Here is a 23,596-nt window from a genome sequence, read left to right as displayed (position 1 = left end):
ATCTGCGGGCATTGGAGGACGAGAACGGTCGGTTGCAGCGGTTGCACGGCGGCAAGGGCAGTGGCGCGCCTGAGGGCAACCGCAACGCATGGAAGCACGGCGGGCGATCTGCCGAAACATTGGCAGCCGCTCGATACATGCGCGAGTTAGCGCGGCAGTTGTAGCCTCGATTACCTGCTTACAGGTGGAGCTACTGCCGGAACGTCATAACCAAGCTCTGCTTGGAGAGTCCGCAAAACCCAAAGGTTGCCCCAATAGGGCATTGTCAGACCATCCGCCTTGAACGCTTCGTTTGATGCGGCAAGGCGGCTAGCGAGCGTTGCGGCTTGGTCCGGGGAGCAAGTCAAATTCCATTGCCGGATTTGCTCCAGCGTATGGGCCATGCCTTCGACATCCGACATCCCGATCAACTCCGGGACTTGTTGCGCGATCAATTCCTTGTCGTCGTTCAAAGCTAAAGATTGTCTAGTGAGTGCAGCGGTTTCGCGCTGTGTAGCCCACCATTGCCTAAGTCCCATGTCAGCCCCCTACGTCCGGGGCTGATTATCATGGAATGCGCATTTCCGTGATCCTGACTTGCGAATTTTAGTGCCAATCACTTTTGACGGTGAAGCTGCCATTGCCGCTCCGCCCCGGATTCCCGCTATTTTCAGCCGCGATTTGTCGCGTACGGTGTGTGTCGAACTGCAACCGTACCAGCCGGGAAACTCCCCTGATCTGGCCTGCTCAATCTGCAAACCCTTTCCGGCGGCATTGTGAGGCTAAGCGCCTAGCGCGGCGTCTATCGGGGAACGATTATGGGAACGCCGCCGATTCACTGCGAAAAGTGCAATAAAATCAAGGCATGTTGGCGGAGACGGAGGGATTCGAACCCTCGGTACCGGATTTACCAGTACGACGGTTTAGCAAACCGTTGGTTTCAGCCACTCACCCACGTCTCCGGATCGCGGCAGCGAGCGCGGGCTATAGCGAGGGTGCTTGAAAGCGGCAAGGGCCAAGCGGGGGTGGGCGGCGATTGGTGCAAACGGATGGGAAATCGGCGGATTTCCGGGCCGGGACGGCGGCCTATCCCGTTTTCGACTCGACTCATCGCCGGTTCATTGTGGCGGGCACAAGCTTGGATTCTGGTGAGGTGGGTTTGCGTGCCCTGCCGCCGGCCCGGGTCGAACCGGGTGGGTCCTTCGCGAGCATGCACAAGGGATGGGAACGGATTGATGATGGTACTCCGCCGCTCGATGGGGTCGTTGGCAGGACTGGCGCTGGCCGGTCTTGCGCTGGTCGCGGCCATGCCCGCGCAGGCGCAGGTCCAGTCGATCGATCCCAACACCGCCATCGATTCCGACCTTGCGCCCCAGCCGGGAACTGCTGCGCCGGGTACCACGCCCGCGCTTCCGGCCGCGAGTGGCCCGACGAGCGGCGCGATGCCATCCAGTGCCGATGCGCTGCCGGGCGATCCCAACGCGCGGCCTTCGATCGCGGCGGGTGCGGAGGTCAGCAACGTCCAGTCTGTTGCCGGCCAGTCGTCTGCCAGTATCGCAGCGGGCGCGGCGCCGGTCACCTCCACCGCCGGGGCGACCTATCATTCCGACGATCTGATCGGCGCGGCCGAGGGGGTGTTCGGCAAGGGCGCCAAAGGCCTCGCGCTGATGATCCAGGACATCCTCAAGAAGCAGGGCGAACCCAACGGCTATATCGTCGGGCGCGAGGCCGGCGGCGCGCTGGTGGTGGGCCTGCGCTATGGTTCGGGCACGCTGCACCACAAAGTGGAGGGCGAACGTCCGGTGTACTGGACGGGCCCGTCGATCGGGTTCGATGCCGGGGCTAACGCGGGTAACTGCTTCGTGCTGGTGTACAACCTTTACGACAGCGAGGAGCTGTTCAAGCGGTTCCCGGCGGGCGAAGGGCAGGCCTATCTGGTCGGCGGATTCAACGCCAGCTACTTGCGCCGCGGCAACACCGTGCTGATCCCCGTGCGGCTGGGCGTCGGTTTGCGGCTGGGGGTGAACGCGGGCTACATGAAGTTCTCGCGCACGCAGAAATGGCTGCCGTTCTGAGACGGGCGCTGCGACCGTGACTCCGTTATAACGGCGTTGCCCAGCTTATAAGGGGGTTGCCCGAACGCGCCTTGCTCGGCATGGGGGCGCCGCGCCTGCGCGTTGCAGGCTCCGGTCGCTCCGCCAGCCCATGCCGACAGAAACAGCCATGCTCGAAAACCTTGCCCAGCAGCCCGCCGATGCCTTGCTTGCGCTGATCAAGCTGCACAATGCCGATCCGCGCAGCACCAAGATCGATCTGGGCGTGGGCGTGTACCGCACCGGGCAGGGCGACACCCCGGTGTTCGCCGCGATCAAGGGCGCGGAACGCAAGCTGGTCGATACGCAGGACAGCAAGGCCTATCTCGGGCCCGAAGGCGACATGGGCTTCGTCCACGCGCTGAAGCCCTATATCTTCGGCAATGCAGTCGACATGAGCCGGCTCGAGGGGATGCAGGCGCCGGGCGGCACCGGCGGCGTGCGGCTGGCGATCGACCTGGCCAAGCGCGCCGGGGTCAAGCGCGTGTGGATGGGCACGCCCAGTTGGCCCAACCACGCGCAGATCGTCGCCGCCGTCGGTCTGGAACTGAAGACCTTCCGCCACGTCACGCCGGAGGGCACCGCCGATCTCGATGCGCTGAAGGCCGCGCTGACCGAGGCGACAGCAGACGACGCGGTGCTGCTGCACGGCTGCTGCCACAACCCCAGCGGCGTGGACTATACGCCCGCGCAATGGGACGAGATTGCCACGCTGGTGGCGCAAGCGGGCGTGCTGCCGCTGCTCGACCTGGCCTATCAGGGGCTGGGCACGGGCATGGAAGACGATGCCTATGGCGTGCGCAAGGTGCTCGCCGCCGTGCCCGAGGCGATGATCGCCTACAGCTGCGACAAGAACTTCGGCCTGTATCGCGATCGCGTCGGCGCGTTCTATGCGATGACCCGCGATGCCGATGGCCTGCCGGCGGTGATGTCGAACGGCGCGGCGATCGCGCGCGCCAGCTGGTCGATGCCGCCCGATCACGGGGCTGCGGCGGTGCGGCTGGTGCTGGAAGACGCAAGCCTGACCGCGCAATGGCTCGACGAACTCGACACGATGCGTGCCCGCATGCGTCAGGTGCGCGACAAGCTGGCCGCCGCCGGGCGGATCGGGCCGATCGACATGACCCCGCTGGGCCACCAGCATGGCCTGTTCTCGATGCTGCCGCTGTCGGGTGAGCAGATCCTGGCGCTGCGCGAGAAGCACGGCGTCTACATGGCCGGATCGGGCCGCATCAACATCGCGGGGCTGACGGCCGGGAACATCGACGCGTTCCTGGCCGCGCTGGCGGATGTGGCGGGGTAGGATTGATGCGGCGACGTCCCGGTCTCGACCCGGGACCGCTGGCCCGCTGATGCTACGTCGGGCCTGTCGGCCAGCGGTCCCGGATCAAGTCCGGGACGACGTGTCACGATAACATTGCTGGCTTTCGATCACGCCGTCGATCATGGCGCGGTTGGCTTCGGGCAAGCTACGCCGGGTATCGATGATCTGGCGTTCAGCCTCGCTCAGACCGCCCTGTTCGGGGTTGAGCAAATCGGCGGGCAATACTTTCAGTACACGACCGAGCACTTCAAGGTAGGGCACATTCAACTGGCGCCCGCCGGTTTCCATGCGTTGCAGGTTAGGGAAATGCAGCTTCTGGCCAGCAAGCGTCACTTCGTCCGCAAGTTGGCGCAGCGACATGTCGCGCTGTTTGCGCCAGTAGCGGATGCGGTTGGGCATGAGCTGGGCCGAGCTTTTTACCATGAGCAATTTTCAACAACGGTCATGGCCGCAGCAGTTCTCACAATTGGCAGCGAAGCTTCGCAATGCCCTCGATGTTGTCAGTAATGGTAACAAGGCGACATAGCAATGGCAAGCGATCAAGTCCGGGACGACGTTATCCTTTGAGCGCCTGCATCCGCTTGAGATAGCGCGCGAGCACGTCGATCTCCAGGTTCACCCGGTCGCCCGCGACCAGCGCACCCAGCGTGGTTGCGTGCGCGGTGTGGGGGATGATGTTGAGCGCGAACAGCGCGGTGCCATCGGGCTGGTCGGTCACCGCGTTGACGGTGAGTGACACGCCGTCCACCGTGATCGATCCTTTGGCGGCGATATAGGCGGCAAGGTCCGCCGGGGCGGCAATGGCGATCCGCAGCGATGCGCCTTCGGGTGCTACGCTGGCGACTTCGCCCACGCCATCGACGTGGCCGGTAACGATGTGGCCGCCCAGTTCATCGCCCAGCTTGAGCGCGGGTTCGAGGTTGAGCGCGCGGTCCGTCTGCCATTGCGCGGGCGCGGTGCAGGCCACCGTCTCGCCCGAAACGTCCACCGCGAACCATGCATCGCCGGTCGTGCCGCCGCGATCGACTACGGTCAGGCACACGCCGGAACACGCGATGGAGGCGCCGATCGCGATCCTGGCCGGGTCCATCGCGCAAGCCACGGTCACCCGCCGGTCGCCGCGATCCTCTATGGCCATGATCCGCCCGACTTCGGTGACGATCCCGGTGAACATGCGGCTTCCTCCTTCAGCGGGTCCGCTCGTAGACGTCGAGCGTGTCGCTGCCAAGGCGGCGGTGGTCGGTCAGGCGCCAGCGACCGTGCGCTGCGTCGAGCGAGGCGAGGCCGATGTCGCCGATGCAGGGCCGCCCTGCTCCGATCACGATCGGCGCGCGGTACAGCAGCAGGCGGTCCACCCGGTCGGCGGCGAGGAACGTGGCCGCCGCCCCGCCGCCGCCTTCGACCAGCAGGAATTGCGCATCACCGAACGCGTGGGGCGCGGCGATGTCCGCCACCGCCTGCCAGCCATCGGGCGCGGCACCGCGTGTCAGCGCCCAGCGCGCCGGGCTGCGCGCCTCAAGCCCAGGCAGGCGCACGTCGAGTTTGGGTGCGTCGGCGCGCAAGGTCGCGCCGCCGACAAGGATCGCGTCGGCGCGGGCGCGTTCGAGATGGCCGTGGGCGCGCGCTTCATGCCCGGTGATCCAGCGGCTGGTGCCATCGGGCAGGGCGATCCTGCCGTCGAGCGACATCGCCAGCTTGAGCGTGGTGTAGGGGCGGCCTTGCGCCGCGCGCATCAGGTATCCGCGCAGCGAAGCTAGTGCGGCGGGGGTGGGCAGCAACGCGGTGTCGATCCCGGCGGTGCGCAGTGCGGCGATGCCGCTGCCTGCGGTGCGGGGATCGGGATCGGTGCAGCCGATTACCACGCGGGCGAGGGCTGCCCGTGCAGCCAGCCCCGCACAATCCGGCCCGCGCGCGCTGGCATGGGCGCAAGGTTCCAGCGTGACGTAAAGCGTGGCCCCGCGCGCTGCCTCGCCGGCTTGCGCCAGCGCCATCGCCTCGGCATGCGGGCGCCCGCCGGCTTGGGTGAACCCGCGCCCTATGACCCGCCCATCGCGCACGATGATCGCGCCGACTGCGGGATTGGGGCGGCTTTGCGGGGCACCGCGCACGCCCAGCGCGGCGGCGGCGTCCATCCAGTCGGCGTCGGTCCGGCGCGGACCGCCCGGATCAGTGGTGGACAACGTTGGTCTTGAGGATCTGCGCGATGCGCGCCGCCTCGGCCTTGGCGGCGGCGGCACGTTCGGCATCACCCTGCTGGGACGGCGTCTTGGTGTCCATGCCGAAGTAATCGCCGACTGCCTTGTAACGATTGCGGATTTCCGCGTCGTCGGCCTCGTCCTGCGCCTTTTCGGCATTGGCCTTCTTCGTCGCGGCGATGTTGTCCCTGACGATCTGCTTGTCGCTGCGCCCTTCGGCCAGACTGGGGAAATAAGTGACCTGCGGCGGCTTGGGCAGCCCGGACCAATGCTGGCCGATCATCAGGTAGAACATCCCGCCGGTAATCGCCCCGGCCGCCAGGATGAAGCGCAACCGGTGCGGCTGCGGCGCGCGCAGCTGATTCCAGAAATCGCGCAATCCGCCCACGGGCGACACGTGCTTGAGGTAGCCTTTCATCGCGCCAAGATAGGGGCGCGGCGCGCAATGCGCCAGCCCGCGCTCAAATCTCTTCGTCCAGGCTCAGCAGCGAGGCGTTGCCGCCCGCGCTGGTGGTGTCGGTGGAGGTCACCCGCTCCAGGCAGAATCGCGCCAGATAGTGCGGGCCGCCCGCTTTCGGGCCGGTGCCCGAAAAGCCCTCGCCGCCAAACGGCTGGCTGCCCACGACCGCCCCGATCATCGACCGGTTGACGTAAAGATTGCCGACTTTGGCGGAAGCCTCGACCGTTTCGGCGACGCGCGCGATGCGGCTATGCAGGCCCATGGTCAGGCCAAAGCCCTTGGCGTTGATGGCCGCGATGGTCTGTTCCAGCGTGCCGGGCTTCCACGTCACGACATGCAGCAGCGGGCCGAACCATTCGGCGTCGAGGTCTGCCACAGTGTCCAGCCGGATCACGGTGGGGGGCACGAACAGGCCGCCTTCGGGCACGGTCACGGTCTTGACGATGCGATCGGCGCGGTCGTGGCGATAGGCCATCAGCCGGGCATACGCCGCTTCGTCAATCACCGGGCCGACGTCGGTTGCGGGATCGGCCGGATCGCCCACCACCAGCGCGTCCATCGCGCCGCCCAGCATATCGAGCGTGCGTGTCGCGATGTCATCCTGCAGCAGCAGCAGGCGCAGCGCGGAACAGCGCTGCCCGGCAGAGCGGAACGCACTGGTGACGATGTCGCGCACCACTTGTTCGGGCAGCGCGGTCGAATCGACCAGCATCGCGTTGATCCCGCCGGTTTCCGCGATCAGCGGCACGAGGGGGCGCGTCTCGTCCTCCAGCAATGCGCGCGCGATTCGGCGGGCGGTCGGCACCGATCCGGTGAAGGCCACGCCCGCGATGCGCGCATCGCCGGTCAGCGCCGCGCCGACTTCCGCGCCGCCGACGGCGATCTGCAGCACGTCGCGCGGCACGCCCGCCTCGTGCGCCAGCGCCACCGCCCAGCGGCCGATCTGCGGCGTTTGCGGCGCGGGCTTGGCCACCACCGCGTTGCCCGTGACGAGCGCCGCCACGACTTGCCCCAAGAAAATCGCTAGCGGAAAGTTCCACGGCGCGATCGCCGCCCATGTCCCGCGCGGCACCATGTGCAGCACGTTGACCTCACCGGTCGGGCCGGGCAGCAGTTGCGGCTGCATCAGGTCGCGCGCCTGGCGGGCGTAGTAACGGCAGAAGTCGGCGGCCTCGCGCAGTTCGGCCAGCGCATCGGGCAGCGTTTTCTTCGCTTCGTGGACAAGCAGCGAAAACGCTTCGTCGCGGCGCGCTTCGAGCAAGTCGGCGAGCCGTTCGATGATCGCGGCGCGGTGTTCGACCGGGGTGGCGGCCCATGCGGGCGCGGCAGCTTCGGCCTTGCCGATGCATCCGCCCACGTCGGCGTCGCCGCTGACCGCGTGTCCGCCTCGGGCATGAAGCCGGGCGGCTTGTTCCGCCAGCACCGCCCGGTCATTCAGGTCGATCCCCGCCGAATTGCCGCGCACCGGCTCGAACAGATCGCGCGGGGTCGGGATCGACGGATGTTGCGAGCCACCGCTCAGTCGCGCCTTGTCCAGCGGATCGGCCAGCAGATCGTCGATGCTCGCATCGGCATCGGCCAGCTGGTGGACAAAGCTGGAGTTGGCGCCGTTCTCCAGCAGGCGCCGCACCAGATAGGCCAGCAGGTCGCGATGCCCGCCGACCGGGGCATAGACCCGGCAGCGGAATCCCGCCTGCTGGACGAGATTTTCGTACAGCCCGTCGCCCATGCCGTGCAGCCGCTGGAATTCGAAGTCCTGTCCGGTTTTGCCCAGCTCGCGCGCCCAGTGGACGATGGTCGCCACGGTGCGCGCGTTGTGGCTGGCGAATGCCGGCTCGATATGCCGCGCGGCGAGCATGTCGCGCGCGCAGGCGAGGTACGAAACGTCGGTGTGCGCCTTGCGCGTGAACAGCGGGTAATCGGGCAGGCCCTGCTCCTGCGTGGCCTTGATCTCGCTGTCCCAGTACGCGCCCTTGACCAGCCGCACTTTCATCGTGCGGCCGGTGGCCTCGCCCAGCGCATCGGCCCAGCGGCACACCGCGCGGGCGCGGCGGGAATACGCCTGCACCGCCATGCCCAGCCCGTCCCACGCTTTCAACGCTGGATCTGCGGCGATGGCCGCGATGATATCGAAGCTGAGGTCGAGCCGCTCGCTTTCCTCGGCATCGACCGTCAGCGCGATGCCGCCTTGCGCGGCCTGACGCGCCAGCGTGAGCATCATGTCGGTCAGCTGCGGCAGTGCGGTGGCGGCCTGCGCCGCTTCATAGCGCGGATGGAGCGCGGACAGCTTGACCGAGATCGAGTGCCCTTCGCCCGCAGACCGCGACACCGCCGCGATGGCGTTGCGGTACGATTCGAAATAGCGCAGCGCATCGTCATAGGTGCGCGCGCCTTCGCCCAGCATGTCGAAGCTGGCGGTGAAGCCGGCGTTCTCGGGACGGCGCATGCGGTCCGTCGCCTCGTCGATGGTGCGGCCCATCACGAACACTTCGCCCATCAGCTTCATCGCCGCGCCCACCGCCTGCCGTACGAACGGTTCGCCGCTGCGCGCGATCAGCCGCCGCAGCACGCCCGATTGCGGCTCCACGCCGATCACCGCACGGCCCAGCACCAGCCCCCAGGTGGCCGAATTGACCAGCGCGGAGGAGGACTTGCCGCTGTGCGCGCGCCAGTTGGCCTCGCCGATCTTGTCGGCGATCAGCAAGTCGGCGGTGGCCGGATCGGGCACGCGCAGGAACGCTTCGGCCAGGCTCAGCAGTGCGAGTCCTTCGTCGCTGTCCATGCGATATTCGGCCATGAACCGGTTGACCCAGCCTTGCGCCTGGCCCTTGCGCAGTTCGGTGATCAGGCGCGCGCCTTCGCGGCGGATGGCATCCTCGTCGCCCTTGGTGACCGGGACAGCGGCGACGAGCGCGCCGACGACCTCTGGCTCGGCAAGGCGGTGTAGGCGGCGCATGTCGGCGCGGGCGGCAGTGAGAGCGGGCGAATCCATGCGCGGCCCCTAGTTCAATCCGGTTGCAAATGCGACCAATTACAGCAAGCGAACGCTACCCGAACGGCTGGTACAGCGACCGCCCCGATCGTTTCAGCCAGCGATTTGCCGCCGCGATGTCGCCCTCGAACACGCGATCGAGGTGCGCGTGGAACGCCGGGCTGTGATCGAAATGGGCCAGGTGGGCCACTTCGTGCGCCACCACCGAACGGCGCACGAAATCGGGCGCCATCACCAGCCGCCAGTTGACCCGGATCGTGCCGTCCGCCGCGCAGCTGCCCCAGCGCCGCTGAGCGCGTGACAGGCCCAACGGCGGAACGTCCTCACGCGCCTGGGTACAGTAATGCGCCAGATCGTCGGCGAACAGACGCTTCGCGTCCGCCTCGAGCCAGCGCTGCAACCGCCGCGACAGCCCGTCGAGCGGGCCGCCGACCACGATCGCGCCATCGTCGAGCACCGGCGTGCGCCGCGCTGTGGCCTGCCAGTTCACCACCAGCGCCTCGCCGCGATACGGCAGCGTGGCGCCGGGTTCGACCAGCGAGGGCGCGGCGACCGTCGCCAGCTGCCGGGCGAGCCAGTCCGAGCGGTCGCGCGCGAAAGCCTCGGCCTCGCCCACCCGGCCCCATGCCGGGATCGACACGCGCACTTCGCGGCCATCGGGGGCCAGTCGCAGCGTCATCCTTTGCGCCTGCCGCAGTTTGCGCACGACCAGCGGCAGGTCGCGCCCTCCGACCGAGACCGTGCGTCTGGGCTCGGGGCGCGCGGGTTCGGCTGGCGTCGCGGCGCGACCGGTGCGGGCGAACGGCGGACGGCGCAGCCAGTCAATCATCGGTCTCGTCCCAGTCGTGATCGAACATCACGCCGTCTTCCGAAACGATATGCTCTTCCAGCGGCCCGGCCAGCACTTCGCTGATCGCGCGGCCGACGACGGAAATCTTCGCGCGGTGCACTTCCTCGCGATCGCCGCACACCAGATAGTGCCATGCGGGCAGCGGATCGCCGTCGGCGCGCAGGCGATAGGCGCAGGTCACCGGCAGCCACGGCAATTCCGCCGCCAACCGGGGGGTCAGCCGCAGGCAATCGGGCACCAGCGCGCGGCGGTGGCGATAGTCCGAACAGCGCGCGGTCTTGAGGTCGAGCAGTCGGCAGGCGACGTTGGTGCGCAGCACCGCGCCGGTATCCTCATCCTCCAGCTTGTGCAGGCAGCAGTTGCCGCACCCGTCGCACAAGGCCTCCCACTGGTCGCGATTGAGCGTCTCGACCGGGCGTTCCCAGAACTTGTCGACAGGCGCATCCGCCATCGTCAGCGCACCCACCGCGCGAGTTCGGCGGCCACAGCCTTGCCGTCCTTCTCCGCCGGCAGCAGCGCGATCGGCTTACCGTCGCGGCCCATCAGGAACGCGGTGACCGAATGGTCCATCAGATAACTGCCCGGCGTCGCGCCGGGGCGCCTGGCGGCATAGACTGCAAACGCCTTGCCCGCCGCCGCGACGCTTTCGGGCGTGCCGGTCAGCCCGATCAGCTCGGGTCCGAAGTTGGCGCTGTATTCCCCCATCACCGTGGGCGTGTCGCGCTGCGGATCGACCGTGATGAACAGCGGCACGATGTCGCGGGCGAGCGCGGCGTGGTCGCGCGCGAACAGGTGGTAGCCCTGCATGATGTGTTGCAGGTCGAGCGGGCAGACGTCGGGGCAGAACGTGTAGCCGAAGTAGACGATGCGGTACTTGCCGGCAAAATCGGCCCAGCGCACCGGCTTGCCCGCCTTGTCGACCAGCGTGAAATCGCCGCCGATCGCCGCGCCTTCCAGCGGGGGGCGTTCGACCGCAGCGGAACCGGCGCCCTGACCGCACGCGCCCAGCGTCAGCAGCAGCGCCAGCGGTGCGCTGTTCAGCAGCGCCAGCAGGCGCGAACGGACGGGATGGGTGGGGGCCATGGCGCGCCGGTTCATGCTCTGCTAACCTGCCGCTTGCAAGGGCCGAGTCTGGCGCGACGGGCACGCAACAGGAGGAATTCTCGGTGATAAAGCGGTGGCGGATGACGCGGGGCATCACGGTGGTGCGCGGAGCGTTGGCGGCGCGCGCGGCGCTGGCGGCCCTGGCGCTCGTCGGCGGATTGGCGCTGGCGATACCGGCGCAGGCGCAGTTTTCGGACGGCTACAAATTCCTCGAGGCGGTCAAGAAGAAGGACGGCCAGAAGGTCACCGATTCGCTGGCGGAGCCCGGCACCACCATCGTCAACACGCGCGACATCACCACCGGCGACACCGCAATGCACATCGTGACCCAGCGCCGCGACGCGGCGTGGATCAGCTTCCTTGCCGCGCACGGCGCCAACGTGAACGCGCGCAACGTGCGCGGGGTGACGCCGCTGGTGCTGGCCTGCAACCTGGGCTTTACCGATGGCGTGGAACTGCTGATCAGCCTGGGCGCGCGGGTCGATGAACCCAACGACACCGGCGAAACCCCGCTGATCGCGGCGGTCCATCGTCGCGACGGGTTGGTGGCGCGGATGCTGCTGAAAGCTGGCGCCAACCCCAACCGGCCCGACAATTCCGGCCGCTCGGCGCGCGATTACGCCACGCTCGATGGCCACGCCAACCCGGCGCTGAGCGAGATCGAGAATGCGGCCAAGACGGGCACCGCCAAGACCGGCAAGACGTATGGCCCGTCGCTGTGATCGGGCTTTCGCTGTGAGCAGGCTCCGCTGACTATGGCCGTGCCTGCCGACGCCACGCTCGATGAACTGCGCCTCGCGCTCGCGCCCGCCGTGGCGCAAGCCGCGATCTTCGATGGCTGGAGTGATGCCGCGATCGACGGCGCGGCGCAGGCCGAAGGCGTCGACCCGGCGGTTGCGCGGCTGGCGTTCAGCGGCGGACCGATGACACTGATCGCGGCGTGGATCGCGCGGATCGATGCCGACATGGCTGCGGCGCTCCCTGCCGAAACGCTGGCGAAACTGCCGATCCGCGAACGCATTCGCCGGCTGGTGCAGTATCGACTCGATGCGTTGGGCGGCAGCGAGGAAGCGTTGCGCCGCGCGCTGGCGATCATGGCGATGCCGCAGAACGCACCGCGCAGCATCCGGCTCGGCTGGGCCAGCGCCGATGCGATGTGGCGCCTCGCGGGCGATACCGCGACCGATTACAACCACTACACCAAGCGCGCGATCCTGGGCGCGATCTACAGTGCCACGCTGGGCGTTTACGCGCAGGACCAGAGCGAGGGTCACGCCGAGACGCGGGCGTTCCTCGACCGGCGGATCGAAGGCATCATGCGCTTTGAAAAGGCCAAGGCGCGCGTGCTCAAGCCGCGCGACGAAAGCTTCAGCCTGACCCGGCTGTTCGGCAGGTTGCGCTACCCGGCGCGCTGACGCGAAAACGTTATTGCGAACTAGTTGCAAAAAGGCCGTGAGTGTGGCAGCGCCGTGGTCGTGACGCTCGACCAGATCCCCCTTGGCCAGCTTGCGCGGATCACCGCGGTCGACTGGACAGCGCTCGTGCCCGAGGAAGGGCAGCGGCTGCGCGCGCTGGGCATCGATACCGGCGCCAAAGTGCGGCTGGCCTATCGCGGCGTGCTGGCCGGTCGCGATCCGCTGGCGATCGAGGTCGGGCGGATGACCGTGGCGCTGCGCCGCGTCCACGCCCGCGCCATGCAAGTCGAAGCGCCGGTCGACGAACCCACAGCATGACTGGGCCCGCCGCATGACCATGACGATTTCTTTGGCATGACCCGGGGCATCTGCATCGCCGCGCTGGTCGGCAACCCCAATGCGGGCAAAAGCGCGCTGTTCAACGCGCTCACCGGCGCGCGCCAGAAGATCGCCAACTATCCCGGCGTCACGGTGGAGCGCAAAGCCGGGCGCATGCTGCTGCCCTCGGGCGAGCCGGTGGAACTGGTCGATCTTCCCGGCAGTTACGGCCTGTCGCCCACCAGCCCGGACGAGGAAGTGACCCGCAAGGTCATCATGGGCGAACAGCCCGGGCAGGGGCAGCCCGAAGTGCTGGTCCTGGTGCTCGATGCCTCCAACCTCGAACAGCACCTGGTGTTCGCGCAGGAAGTGATCGAGCTGGGCCGGCCCACCGTGGTCGCGCTCAACATGGTGGATCTGGCCGAACGCGACGGGCTGGTGCTCGATGCGATGGCGCTGCAGCAGGCGCTGGGCGTGGCGGTGATTCCGACCGTGGCGGTGCGCCGCCGTGGCCTGACCGAACTCGCCGCCGCGATCGCCGAAGCGCGCGGACGCACCGGCGCGCCGGTCGAACCGCGCCCGCACGTCAACGGGCCCGAGCGCCGCATGCTCGCCCACGCCATCGCTGACGGCGCGATCCTGTCCGAAACCAAGCGGCATCGCCTCCATGCGCGGATGGACCGCGTGTTGCTGCACCCGTGGCTGGGTCCGCCGATCCTGCTGGCGCTGCTGTTCCTGGTGTTCCAGGCGGTGTTCAGCGGCGCCGCGCCGTTCGCCGATGGCCTGACCGCCATCGTCACCGCGCTCGAGGATTTTGCCCGCGCGCAACTGCCCGCCGGCCTGCCGCGCGACCTGCTGACCGACGGCATCCTTGCCGGTGTCGGCTCGGTCATCGTGTTCCTGCCGCAGATCCTGATCCTGTTCTTCTTCATCCTGACGATGGAGGCGACCGGCTACATGGCGCGCGCCGCGTTCCTGATGGACCGGCTGATGGCGTCGGTCGGCCTTTCGGGGCGCAGCTTCATCCCGCTGCTGTCGAGCTTTGCCTGCGCCATTCCCGGCATCATGGCCACGCGGAGCATCGCCGATCCCAAGGACCGGCTGACCACGATCCTGATCGCCCCGCTGATGACCTGTTCGGCCCGCCTGCCGGTCTATGCCGTGATCATCGCGGCGTTCATCCCCAACCGCCCGGTCGGGCCGGGGGGGCTGATCGGCCTGCAGGGCCTTGTCCTGCTGGGGCTGTACCTGTTCGGCGTGGTCGGAGCGATGGCGGTGGCGATGGTGCTGCGCCGATCGATCACCAAAGGCGCGGCCAGCGGCTTCATCATGGAACTGCCCAAGTACCAGCTGCCCACGGTCAAGGATCTGGCGCTCGGGCTGTTCCAGCGCGCGTGGATATTCCTGCGCCGCGCGGGCACGATGATCTTTACCGTCACCGTGGTGCTGTGGCTGCTGCTCAACTTCCCGCGCGCCGCGCCGGGGCAGGACCAGGTCGATGCCTCGATCGCCGGGCACTTGGCCAATGGCCTCGCCGTCGTGATCGAGCCGATCGGCTTCAACCGCGACATCGCACTGGCGCTGATCCCGGCGATGGCCGCGCGCGAAGTGGCGGTGAGCTCGCTCGCCACGACGTATGCGGTGTCCAACCCCGACGAGAACGCCGTGGCCCGGCAGCTCGGCGCGCAGCTCAAGTCGCACTGGAGCCTGCCCACCGCGCTGGCGTTCCTGGCGTGGTTCGTGTTCGCGCCGCAGTGCCTTTCGACCATCGCGGTGGCGCGGCGCGAAACCAACGGGTGGAAATGGCCGGGCTTCATGCTGGCCTACCTGTTCTTGCTGGCATACGTGGCGGCGGGCCTGACCTACTGGACCGCGATGGCGCTCGGGCTTGGCTAGCTTGGGGACGGGGTAGCTGTGGGCAAATGGCCGGGCCGGACTCGCCCTGCCGTTGCGCATTGGTTAGGCCACGTCTCGATATTCAACAGGACACGAATCAATGGCAGGCAGCGTCAACAAGGTCATCCTGGTCGGAAATCTCGGCCAGGATGTAGAAGTCAAAAGCTTCCAGAACGGCGGTCGCATCGCCAACCTGCGGATCGCGACGTCCGAAAACTGGAAGGACAAGGCCACCGGAGAGCGCAAGGAGCGTACCGAGTGGCATAGCGTCGTGCTCCAGTCCGAAGGGCTGGTCGGCGTCGCCGAACGCTTTCTGCGCAAGGGCAGCAAAGTCTACATCGAAGGCCAGCTGCGCACGCGCAAGTGGCAGGACCAGTCGGGCAACGATCGCTACACCACCGAAATCTCGGTCGGCATGAACGGCGTGCTGACCATGCTCGACGGCGCACCGGGCGCTGGCGGCGCGGGTGCGGGTGCCGGTGGCGGCGGTGGCCAGCGTTCGGGCGGCTGGAATGAAGGCGGCTCCAGCGGCGGATCACGCGGCGGCGCGGCCGGTGGCGGCGCTTCGGGCGGCGGCTGGAACAAGGGCGGCGGCGGATCGTCGGGCGGCGGCGGCGGCGGCGGCGGCGGATTCTCGGACGACCTCGACGACGATATTCCGTTCTGAGGTTTCACGGGGTCAAATAGCCTAACCTTAAAAAATTGGCGCGTCGCGTCTCAAGTCCCCCGCGTATCCCCGTACAGGTGGATATGCAGCCGGTCTGACAGCCGCCAGCCGCGCGCCAGCGCTTCATCTGCCAGCCAGCGTTCGCGTTCCCGCAAGGTGGCGCTGTCGATCCCTTCGGGCATCACGAACAGCCGCGCTGCGGGTATGGCGTAGCGCTGCTGCAGCGCCGCCACTTCGGCCAGGTCGCCGGGCGCGGCCACCACGAACTTGAACCACGCGCGCGGATCGGCGGCGAACGCGGCCAGCCGCTCGGGCAGCAGCGCAAGCTGCGCCGCGTTGCCCGAATGCGCCAGCTTGGGGCTGACGTTGTACTGGTCCACCAGCGGATCGAGCGCGGGGCCGGGCGCGACGGTGCCGTTGGTCTCGATCTCGACATGCAGCGCGGGCCGCGCCGCTTTCAGCAGCGCGATCAGCCGCGCCAGCGCTTGGGCCTGCAACAGCGGTTCGCCGCCGGTCACCACCAGCCGGTCCTGCCCAAGCGACAGGATGCGCTCCGCGACATCGGCTTCGTCCAGCCCAAGCTGGTTCGCGGCGCGCTCGAAGTCCACGCCGTCACGATGCGGCCGGTTATCCCCGGTAAAGCGCCATGTGTACGCGGTGTCGCACCATGTGCAGGCCAAGTTGCACCGCGACAACCGCACGAACACCGACGGCCGCCCGGCGGACGGGCCTTCGCCTTGCAGCGAGGCGAAAATCTCTGGCTCGCCGGGGGTGGTGGTGGCGAGGATCAGTGGCATCCGACGCGTCCTTCGAGACGCGGACGGGCCTTCGACAAGCTCAGTCCCGCCCGCTCCTCAGGATGAGCGGTTTTTGCGCAATTTCCGCTCATCCTGAGGAGCGGTTGAGGAGCCGCGCAGCGGCGTCCCGAAGGCGCGTCTCGAAGGATCACCCCAACCGCGCCAGCGCCGCCGCGAGCCGTGTCGCTTCGGCGGCATGGCCGGCATGGTCGGCGCGCGCCTTGTCGATCGCCTCGGGCTTGGCCTTCTCGACGAACGCGGGATTGTCGAGCCGCTTGGCGATGTTGTCGCGCTCCTTTTCGGAGGTGGCGAGGGCCTTGGTCAGACGGGCTTTTTCGGCGGCGATGTCGATCACGCCGTCCAGCGGCACGATCAGGTTTGCATCGCCTGCGCCGACCTGCATCGCGGCACCGTCGGGTGCGGGCGCGAAGTGGATGGCCGACAGCCGCGCCAGCCGATCGATCGCGCCGGTGTTGCGAGAGATGATCGCGCGGGTCGCCTCGCTCGGCTCGGGCAAGTAGGCTTCAAGCTTCGCGCCGGGCGCGATCCCGAGTTCGGCTTTCGCGCCGCGCAAGTTGCCGACCAGCGAGATCAGCCACTCGACCTCGACCTTCGCCGCAGCATCCACCGCCGCACCCGGCTCGGGCCACCGCGCCACGATCAGCTCGCTGTCCCGCTCGCCAAGCGCATGCCACAGCTCCTCGGTCACGAACGGCATGAACGGGTGCAGCATCACCAGGATCTGGTCGAGCACCCACCCGGCGACGGCCTTGGTCTCGTCATCGAACGCACCCTTGATCAGTTCGATGTACCAGTCGCAGAACTGGTCCCAGACGAAATGGTAGATCGCGTTGGCAGCCGCGTCGAAGCGCAAGTCGGCCATGGCCTTGTCCAGCTCGGCCAGCGTATCGACCACCTCGCCGATGATCCACTTGTTGACCGCCAGCGTGGCGTCAGGTGCGGCCAGTGTGCTGCTCGCGGAAATGCCGTTGGACTGGCAAAATCTCGCGGCATTCCAAAGCTTTGTTGCAAAGTTGCGATAGCCTTCGACGCGGCGCTCGTCCATTTTTACGTCGCGGCCCTGGCTCTCCATCGCGGCCATGAAAAAGCGCAGGGCATCGGCGCCGAACTGGTCGATCAGGACCAGCGGATCGACCACGTTGCCCTTGGACTTGGACATTTTCTGGCCATCGGCGGCGCGGACAAGACCGTGGAGGTACAACCGCTTCCACGGCGGCACCCCCTCTCCGTTTTGATCTCGCATGAAATGCATCCCCTGCATCGCCATCCGCGCGTCCCAGAAGAACAGGATGTCGAACCCGGAAATCAGCAAGTCATTGGGATAATGGCGCGCGAGCAGATTCTCTCCATCGACTTGCGATGGGGAGGTGGCAGCGCGAAGCGATGACGGAGGGGCGGCTTGCGTAGAGTGCCCCTCCACCACGCCTGCGGCGCGGTCCCCCTCCCCATCGCAAGTCGATGGGGAGGATTGTGGCCAGCCCAACGTCGCGAACGGCCAGAGAGCTGAGGAAAACCAGGTGTCGAGGACGTCTGAATCCTGCCAGATTGAATAAATCGGCCGCTGAATGTCGTTCCACTGCTCGATGGCCTCAGCCTTGTCGGCAGCCTCGATGATTTCCGAGTGGTCGTCACCGATTTGCTTCAGGAATGCCTCGGCTTGAGCCTTTGCATCGTCGAATGTCGTTGCAACGAATACCGTGCATTCATCGGGATGACCTACCCAGGTCTTACCGTTCGTTCCACTATCGTCGGGTCGCAGATCAAACCCATACCAAGCCGGTATCCGATGCCCCCACCACAACTGCCGTGAGACACACCACGGCTGGATGTTCTCCATCCAGTTGAAGAACGTTTTCTCCCAGGTTTTGGGCACGATCTCGATGCGCCCGTCGCGCACGGCCTGCAGCGGCGGTTGCGCCAAAGTCGCGGCATCGACGTACCACTGGTCGGTCAGCCACGGCTCGATCACCACGCCGCCGCGATCGCCGAACGGGGTCTGGATCGTGCGGTCCTCGGCGTCCTTTTCGGTGACTTCGCCGTCCTTGGCGGTCACCGAAAACGTGACGAGCCGGCCCAGCGCCTTCATCTGCGCAACCACCTGCGCCCGCGCATCGAAGCGGTCGATGCCGACGAAGTCCGCCGGGATCAGGCCGTCGCTGGTCTGCACCACTTTCGCCTCGGCATCGAACATGTTGAGCATGTCGGCGGGCTTGAATCCGGCGCGCTTGCCCACCTCGAAGTCGTTGAAATCGTGGCCCGGGGTGATCTTGACCGCGCCCGATCCCAGTTCGGGATCGGCGTGTTCATCGGCCACGATCGGAATGCGGCGCCCGGTGATCGGCTGTTCGATGAACTTCCCGATGACCGACTGGTAGCGCGGATCGTCGGCGTTCACCGCCACCGCCATGTCGGCCAGCATCGTCTCGGGCCGGGTGGTGGCGACGACGATGTGGTCGGCGCCGTTTGCCAGCGTGATCCCGTCGGCCAGCGGATAGCGGAAGTGCCAGAACGAACCCTTGATCTCGCGCGTCTCGACCTCGAGGTCGCTGATCGCGGTCTTCAGTTTGGGATCCCAGTTGACCAGCCGCTTGTCGCGATAGATCAGCCCCTGATTGTACAGGTCCACGAACACCTTGACCACCGCCGTGGTGAAGTGCGGGTCCATGGTGAACTGTTCGCGGCTCCAGTCCATCGAACAGCCCAGCCGCCGCAGCTGGCCGGTGATGGTGCCGCCGCTTTCCGCTTTCCATTCCCAAACTTTGTCGATGAACTGCTCGCGCGTGTAGTTGGTGCGCTTGTCCTGCCGGGCCTCAAGCTGGCGTTCGACGACCATCTGCGTGGCAATGCCCGCGTGATCGGTGCCCACCACCCACAGCGCATCCTTGCCGCGCAGCCGTTCATACCGGATCACGATGTCCTGCAGCGTGTTGTCCAGGGCGTGGCCGATGTGCAGGCTGCCCGTGACGTTGGGCGGGGGATTGACGATGGTGAATGGCACGGCGTCGGGCCGGGCGGGGCGGAACAGCCCGCTCTGTTCCCAGTGCGCGTACCAGCGCGCCTCGATCGCGGCGGGCTCGAAGGTTTTGGCGAGTTGGCCCTCGGGCGCAGGCTGCGGTGCGGTCTGGTCGGGCGTTTTGTCTTCGGTCATGGGGCGGCGCTTTGCCAGCCCGCCGGTTTGCAGGCAAGCGGGCAGGGGCAGGTTCGCGTCATGCGGCGCACCGCAACGCGCTTCGGTGGCCACCCCCGATCGCGGCTTACACACTTGTCGGGCCACGTATTTTCGCCCATGAAGCCGGATCATGCGGGCTTTAGCTGATTTCACCACAACGCCCGGCGAGGGGCCAGAGTCTGCCGGTGGCGCCGGGGCCGAAGGCCGGGCCGATGGCGCAGCCGACAGCGCGGTCGGCAGCACTGGGGGCGTGACGCTGACCTTCAGCGGGCCGATGGTGGTGTCGTCGGTCGGGCTGCTCGATCGCCGCCTGCGCGCGCTGGACGAACCGATCGCCACGATCGACCTTTCGCAAGTGGAGCAGATCGACACCGTCGGCGCGTGGACCGCGTGGCGGCTGGCACAGCAGCACGGCGCCAAGATCGTCAACTGCGGCGATGCCGCGCAACGCCTGATCGACGCGGTCGGCCAGTCCGAGGGCAACACCACGCGCATCCGGGCGGAACGCCTGCCGGTGCTGGAACGCGTGCCCGCGCGGGTGGGCGAACTGATGGCGGAACTGGGCACCGGGTCGCTGCTGGTGCTGGGGTTCCTGGGCCAGGTGGTGGTGTCAATCGGCGCGATCATCCAGCATCCGCGCCGGTTCCGGCAGAAAGCGCTGGTGCGGCAGATGGAGCTGGTCGGCGTATCCTCGCTGCCGATCATCGGGCTGATGAGCTTCCTCATCGGCATCGTCATCGCGCAGCAGGGCGCGGTGCAGCTGCGCCAGTTCGGCGCGGAAATCTACACCGTCAATCTCGTCGGCCGGCTGACCTTGCGCGAGCTGGGCGTGCTGATGACCGCGATCATGGTCGCGGGCCGATCGGGTTCGGCGTTCGCGGCGCAGATCGGCACAATGAAGCTGACCGAGGAAGTCGACGCGATGCGCACGATCGGCGTCTCGCCGATGGAGGCGCTGGTGATTCCGCGGATCATGGCGGCGGTGATCATGATGCCGCTGCTGGGCATCTATGCCTCGGCGGTGGCGATCATCGGCGGCGCGTTCCTGTCCACGCTGACGCTGGGCATCCCGTTCCTGAGCTTCCTGTCGCGCATTCAGGAAGTGGTGCCGCTGCACGATGTGTGGGTGGGGGTGATCAAGGCGCCGGTGTTCGGGCTGATCATCGCCGTATCGGGCTGCTACCAGGGCATGCAGGTGAAGGGCAATGCCGAGGAAGTCGGCCTGCGCACCACTTCGGCGGTGGTCATGGCGATTTTCATGGTGATCGTGCTCGATGCGTTCTTCGCGGTGTTCTTTACCAATGTTGGGTGGGGATGACCGAAACCGCGCAAGCCGCCGACCTGGTGCGCCAGGAAGAAAAGCTCAACCCCATTCCCGAGCCGTTCGAGGGTGAGTTCCCGATCCGCGTGCGCGGGCTGAAGAATGTGTTCGGCAGCAACGTGATCCACGAAGGGCTCGACCTTGACGTGCGGCGCGGCGAGATCATCGGCGTGGTCGGCGGATCGGGCACGGGCAAGTCGGTGCTGATGCGCTCGATCATCGGGTTGCAGATCCCCCAGGAGGGCACGATCGAGGTGCTCGGCCGGTCGATCACCGACGCGACCGACGACGATGACATCGACATCCGGTCGCGCTGGGGCATCCTGTTCCAGGGCGGCGCATTGTTCTCCACGCTGACGGTGGGCGAGAACGTCGAAGTGCCGCTGCTCGAATTCTTCCCCGAGATCCACGACGAGCTGCGCCATGAGATTGCGCGCTACAAAGTGGTGATGTCGGGGCTGCCGGCGGATGCGACCGGCAAGTTCCCGTCCGAGCTTTCGGGCGGGATGCGCAAACGTGCCGGGCTGGCGCGCGCGCTGGCGCTCGATCCGGAACTGCTGTTCCTCGATGAGCCGACCGCCGGGCTCGATCCGATCGGTGCTGCGGCGTTCGACGCGCTGATCGCGGAACTGCAGCAGACGCTCGACCTCACGGTGTTTCTGATCACCCACGATCTCGATACGCTGTACGAAATCTGCGACCGGGTGGCGGTGATCGCCGACCGCAAGGTGATCGCGGTGGGGACGATCCCCGAACTGCTGGCCACCGATCATCCGTGGATCCAGGAATACTTCAACGGCCCGCGCGGCCGCGCCGCCCGCGACAGCCAGGATCGTGCCGAGGCCAAGGGCCGCGCCGCTCCCGGGGATCGTTCGGCAAAGGCAGGCGTTGCTGTGCCCGATACCGCGACGGACACGCAAATTTCAGATACCGATACTTCGGACACCGACAGTTCGGGCACCGACAATTCGGACACCGAAAAGTCGGATAGTGGCGTTGCGGCGGACAAGTCCGCCGACGACGGCGAATAGGAAGCAGGGGCGGACGATGGAAACGCGGGCAAATCATATCTGGGTGGGTGCGGTCACCCTGATCCTGATGGCCGGGCTTGCCGCGCTCGTGATCTGGATCGCGCGCCTCAACCAGGGCGAGCAGAACGCCTATGACATCTTCTTCAAGCAGTCGGTCGATGGCTTGGCCAAGGGATCGGAAGTCGCGTTTTCGGGCGTGCCGGCCGGGCAGGTCAAGGAAATCGAGCTGTGGCCCAAGGACCCGGAATTCGTGCGCGTGCGAATCAAGGTGGATGAGAAGATCCCGATCCTGCAGGGCACCACCGCCACGCTGCAGGGCAGCTTCACCGGCGTTTCGACGATCCAGCTCGAAGGCGCGGTCAAGGGTGCGCCGCCGATTGCCGAACCCGGCCCCGACGGGGTGCCGGTGATCCCGACCAAGCGCGGCGGGCTGGGCGAACTGCTCAGCAACGCACCGCTGCTGCTCGAACGACTGGCCACGCTGACCGAGCGCATGACGCTGCTGCTGTCGGACAAGAACCAGAAAAGCCTCGAGGACATCCTTGCCCATACCGACAAGATGACCGGCGATCTGGCGCAGGCGACCCCCGACGTGAAGCGCACGCTGGCCGAACTGCAATCCACGCTGCGGCAGGCCAACTACACGCTGGCCAGCTTCCAGAAACTGGCAGGCTCTGCCGACGACATGATCAACAAGGAAGGCAACGGTCTGGCGGCGCAGCTTTCGACCACGCTGAAATCGGCACAGGCCGCCGCTGATGAGCTGAAAGCCACGCTGGGCGATGCCCGTCCCGCCGCGCGCCAGCTCAACGACCGCACGCTGCCCGCTGCCGAAGCGGCGATCCGCGATCTGCAGGCGACCACGCGGTCGCTGCGCGCGGTGACCGACAAGATCAACGATCGCGGCGTGGGCGGACTGGTCGGCGGACCGAAACTGCCGGACTACAAGCCATGAATCGGGCGACACTTCGGGCCATGAACGGGGCAACACTGACGATGCGCAAACTCCTTCTCGCCGCGCCGCTGCTGGCGCTGTCGCTTGGCGGCTGTGTCAGCTTCGGGGCCAAGCCGCCGCCGACGCTGTTCAACCTGACCCCCGATCACCCCGCCGCCGCCGGAGCGACCTCCAGCGGCACGTATGCGAACGCGATCGTGGTGCTTGAACCCACCGCCGACCAGCGGCTCGACGTGCTGCGCGTGCCGGTGCAGGTCGATCCCAGCAGCGTGGCCTATCTGCAGAAGGCGCTGTGGGTCGCCCGCCCGGCGCGGTTGTTCCAGCACCTGATCGCCGAAACATTGCGCGGGCGCGGCACGCGGCTGGTGGTCGAAGCCGATCCCGGCATGGGCGGGCTGCGCCTGTCCGGCCACCTGATCGACATGGGCTACGACAAGGCGACCTCGTCGGCCGTGGTGCGGTTCGATGCGGTCAAGGAAGGCCCCGGCGGGCGGGTTGAGACCAAGCGGTTCGAAAGCACCGTCAGCGGGATCGAAGCCAAGCCCGAGGTGGTCGGCCCGGCGCTGAACCAGGCGGCCAACACCGTGGCGGGGCAGGTCGCCGACTGGGTAGGGTGACAGCCTAACCCGCCTTCTTCCGCCGCGTTTCCCAGCCCTTTTTCGCGGCGGCGGAGCGTTGCTCGGCCGACTGCGCTTTGCCGCCGATGCGGCCGCCCTTGCGCGCCGGGGCGTGGTTTTCGGGCTTGCCCCGGCCCGAGCCCGACTTCTTGCCACCGCCGGTCTTGGCATTGACCGTGGCCCAGGCGCGGCGTTCGGCCTCCTCCTGGCCCACGCCGCGATTCTCGTAGCCTTCCTCGATGTGGCGGGCCGTGCGTTTCTGCTTGTCGGTATAAGCGTCCTTGTCACCGCGTGGCATGGCATTCTCCTTTGCTTTCCTGATCTTGGAAAACTCCGGCGGGCGCTGGGTTCCGGCGGCCTGCTGCACGGATTTCAACTGGTCGAAATAAAGC

General features: G+C 67.2%; 23 protein-coding genes and 1 tRNA gene. 11 read left to right on the top strand and 13 right to left on the bottom strand.

What is annotated here, in order from left to right; genetic code table 11:
• Positions 1 to 170 precede the first annotated feature (170 nt).
• Positions 171 to 452 (bottom strand): hypothetical protein, encoded by a 282-nt coding sequence (locus NL2_RS21175; RefSeq protein ID WP_157083137.1) that lies wholly within the window; start codon positions 450 to 452, stop codon positions 171 to 173.
• Between the two features lie 396 nt (positions 453 to 848).
• A tRNA-Ser gene (locus tag NL2_RS11180) sits at positions 849 to 941 on the bottom strand.
• A gap of 273 nt (positions 942 to 1,214) precedes the next feature.
• Between NL2_RS11180 and NL2_RS11175 the strand changes: the two genes are divergently transcribed.
• Both NL2_RS11175 and NL2_RS11170 read left to right on the top strand, forming a co-directional pair.
• Positions 1,215 to 2,054, top strand: a complete 840-nt coding sequence (locus NL2_RS11175; protein WP_068074916.1) for a DUF1134 domain-containing protein — start codon at positions 1,215 to 1,217, stop codon at positions 2,052 to 2,054.
• A gap of 148 nt (positions 2,055 to 2,202) precedes the next feature.
• Positions 2,203 to 3,375: an amino acid aminotransferase gene (locus NL2_RS11170; protein WP_068074914.1), complete on the top strand. Its 1,173-nt coding sequence runs from the start codon at positions 2,203 to 2,205 to the stop codon at positions 3,373 to 3,375.
• Positions 3,376 to 3,459: 84 nt separating this feature from the next.
• On the opposite strand, the gene NL2_RS11165 is transcribed toward NL2_RS11170, so the two are convergent.
• The 8 genes from NL2_RS11165 to NL2_RS11130 form a co-directional block, all read right to left on the bottom strand.
• Positions 3,460 to 3,819, bottom strand: a complete 360-nt coding sequence (locus NL2_RS11165) for a helix-turn-helix domain-containing protein (RefSeq protein WP_157083136.1) — start codon at positions 3,817 to 3,819, stop codon at positions 3,460 to 3,462.
• Between the two features lie 133 nt (positions 3,820 to 3,952).
• On the bottom strand, positions 3,953 to 4,570 hold the full coding sequence (locus NL2_RS11160) for a riboflavin synthase (RefSeq protein WP_068074908.1): 618 nt from the start codon (positions 4,568 to 4,570) through the stop codon (positions 3,953 to 3,955).
• A gap of 13 nt (positions 4,571 to 4,583) precedes the next feature.
• On the bottom strand, positions 4,584 to 5,576 hold the full coding sequence (gene ribD, locus NL2_RS11155) for a bifunctional diaminohydroxyphosphoribosylaminopyrimidine deaminase/5-amino-6-(5-phosphoribosylamino)uracil reductase RibD (protein WP_369405444.1): 993 nt from the start codon (positions 5,574 to 5,576) through the stop codon (positions 4,584 to 4,586).
• Positions 5,563 to 6,009 (bottom strand): hypothetical protein, encoded by a 447-nt coding sequence (locus NL2_RS11150; RefSeq protein ID WP_068074905.1) that lies wholly within the window; start codon positions 6,007 to 6,009, stop codon positions 5,563 to 5,565. The genes ribD and NL2_RS11150 overlap by 14 nt, the downstream gene beginning before the upstream one ends.
• A gap of 43 nt (positions 6,010 to 6,052) precedes the next feature.
• Positions 6,053 to 9,043, bottom strand: a complete 2,991-nt coding sequence (locus tag NL2_RS11145) for an L-glutamate gamma-semialdehyde dehydrogenase (protein ID WP_245647658.1) — start codon at positions 9,041 to 9,043, stop codon at positions 6,053 to 6,055.
• Positions 9,044 to 9,098: 55 nt separating this feature from the next.
• Positions 9,099 to 9,872, bottom strand: coding sequence for a M48 family metallopeptidase (locus NL2_RS11140; RefSeq protein ID WP_068074903.1), 774 nt, complete (start codon positions 9,870 to 9,872; stop codon positions 9,099 to 9,101).
• Complete coding sequence (locus tag NL2_RS11135; RefSeq protein ID WP_068074992.1) at positions 9,865 to 10,344, bottom strand: YcgN family cysteine cluster protein; 480 nt, start codon at positions 10,342 to 10,344, stop codon at positions 9,865 to 9,867. The genes NL2_RS11140 and NL2_RS11135 overlap by 8 nt, the downstream gene beginning before the upstream one ends.
• 2 nt (positions 10,345 to 10,346) lie before the next feature.
• Positions 10,347 to 10,991 carry an SCO family protein gene (locus NL2_RS11130; RefSeq protein ID WP_068074901.1) on the bottom strand — a complete coding sequence of 215 codons (645 nt, stop codon included), beginning with the start codon at positions 10,989 to 10,991 and terminating at the stop codon, positions 10,347 to 10,349.
• Positions 10,992 to 11,059: 68 nt separating this feature from the next.
• Between NL2_RS11130 and NL2_RS11125 the strand changes: the two genes are divergently transcribed.
• The 5 genes from NL2_RS11125 (at position 11,060) to ssb (ending at position 15,293) form a co-directional block, all read left to right on the top strand.
• Positions 11,060 to 11,719, top strand: a complete 660-nt coding sequence (locus tag NL2_RS11125) for an ankyrin repeat domain-containing protein (RefSeq protein ID WP_245647657.1) — start codon at positions 11,060 to 11,062, stop codon at positions 11,717 to 11,719.
• 33 nt (positions 11,720 to 11,752) lie between these two features.
• On the top strand, positions 11,753 to 12,412 hold the full coding sequence (locus tag NL2_RS11120; protein ID WP_068074895.1) for a COQ9 family protein: 660 nt from the start codon (positions 11,753 to 11,755) through the stop codon (positions 12,410 to 12,412).
• Between the two features lie 24 nt (positions 12,413 to 12,436).
• A complete protein-coding gene (locus tag NL2_RS11115) occupies positions 12,437 to 12,730 on the top strand; it encodes a FeoA family protein (RefSeq protein ID WP_439646891.1) in 294 nt (97 codons plus the stop codon).
• A gap of 36 nt (positions 12,731 to 12,766) precedes the next feature.
• A complete protein-coding gene (feoB, locus tag NL2_RS11110; RefSeq protein WP_068074892.1) occupies positions 12,767 to 14,626 on the top strand; it encodes a ferrous iron transporter B in 1,860 nt (619 codons plus the stop codon).
• Between the two features lie 100 nt (positions 14,627 to 14,726).
• A complete protein-coding gene (gene ssb, locus NL2_RS11105; protein ID WP_068074889.1) occupies positions 14,727 to 15,293 on the top strand; it encodes a single-stranded DNA-binding protein in 567 nt (188 codons plus the stop codon).
• Positions 15,294 to 15,343: 50 nt separating this feature from the next.
• Here the strand turns inward: ssb and NL2_RS11100 are convergent, their stop codons facing one another.
• Both NL2_RS11100 and NL2_RS11095 read right to left on the bottom strand, forming a co-directional pair.
• On the bottom strand, positions 15,344 to 16,090 hold the full coding sequence (locus NL2_RS11100; protein WP_068074886.1) for a 7-carboxy-7-deazaguanine synthase QueE: 747 nt from the start codon (positions 16,088 to 16,090) through the stop codon (positions 15,344 to 15,346).
• A 148-nt stretch (positions 16,091 to 16,238) separates the two neighbouring features.
• Positions 16,239 to 19,259, bottom strand: coding sequence for a valine--tRNA ligase (locus NL2_RS11095; RefSeq protein ID WP_068074986.1), 3,021 nt, complete (start codon positions 19,257 to 19,259; stop codon positions 16,239 to 16,241).
• 151 nt (positions 19,260 to 19,410) lie between these two features.
• On the opposite strand from NL2_RS11095, the gene NL2_RS11090 reads away from it, so the two are divergent.
• From NL2_RS11090 to NL2_RS11075, 4 genes are read left to right on the top strand one after another with little or no spacing between them, the layout of a single operon-like run.
• The gene (locus tag NL2_RS11090) at positions 19,411 to 20,598 is read left to right on the top strand and encodes an ABC transporter permease (protein WP_084356036.1); all 1,188 of its coding nucleotides are present in this window, start codon (positions 19,411 to 19,413) and stop codon (positions 20,596 to 20,598) included.
• Complete coding sequence (locus tag NL2_RS11085; RefSeq protein ID WP_084356035.1) at positions 20,595 to 21,632, top strand: ABC transporter ATP-binding protein; 1,038 nt, start codon at positions 20,595 to 20,597, stop codon at positions 21,630 to 21,632. Before NL2_RS11090 ends, NL2_RS11085 begins: the two co-directional genes overlap by 4 nt.
• Before the next feature lie 16 nt (positions 21,633 to 21,648).
• Entirely contained in the window at positions 21,649 to 22,587 is a 939-nt protein-coding gene (locus NL2_RS11080; protein WP_068074880.1) for an MlaD family protein, read from the top strand.
• Between the two features lie 41 nt (positions 22,588 to 22,628).
• Positions 22,629 to 23,204 carry an ABC-type transport auxiliary lipoprotein family protein gene (locus NL2_RS11075; protein WP_245647656.1) on the top strand — a complete coding sequence of 192 codons (576 nt, stop codon included), beginning with the start codon at positions 22,629 to 22,631 and terminating at the stop codon, positions 23,202 to 23,204.
• A gap of 4 nt (positions 23,205 to 23,208) precedes the next feature.
• Here the strand turns inward: NL2_RS11075 and NL2_RS11070 are convergent, their stop codons facing one another.
• Complete coding sequence (locus NL2_RS11070) at positions 23,209 to 23,502, bottom strand: plasmid stabilization protein (RefSeq protein ID WP_068074983.1); 294 nt, start codon at positions 23,500 to 23,502, stop codon at positions 23,209 to 23,211.
• Positions 23,503 to 23,596: the final 94 nt, after the last annotated feature.

The sequence above is a fragment of the Novosphingobium lentum NBRC 107847 genome (genome assembly GCF_001590965.1).
In the GTDB taxonomy this organism is placed as follows: Bacteria; Pseudomonadota; Alphaproteobacteria; order Sphingomonadales; family Sphingomonadaceae; genus Novosphingobium; species Novosphingobium lentum.
Note: the sequence above shows the minus strand (reverse complement) of the source record. Positions and strands in the feature narration are given on the sequence as shown.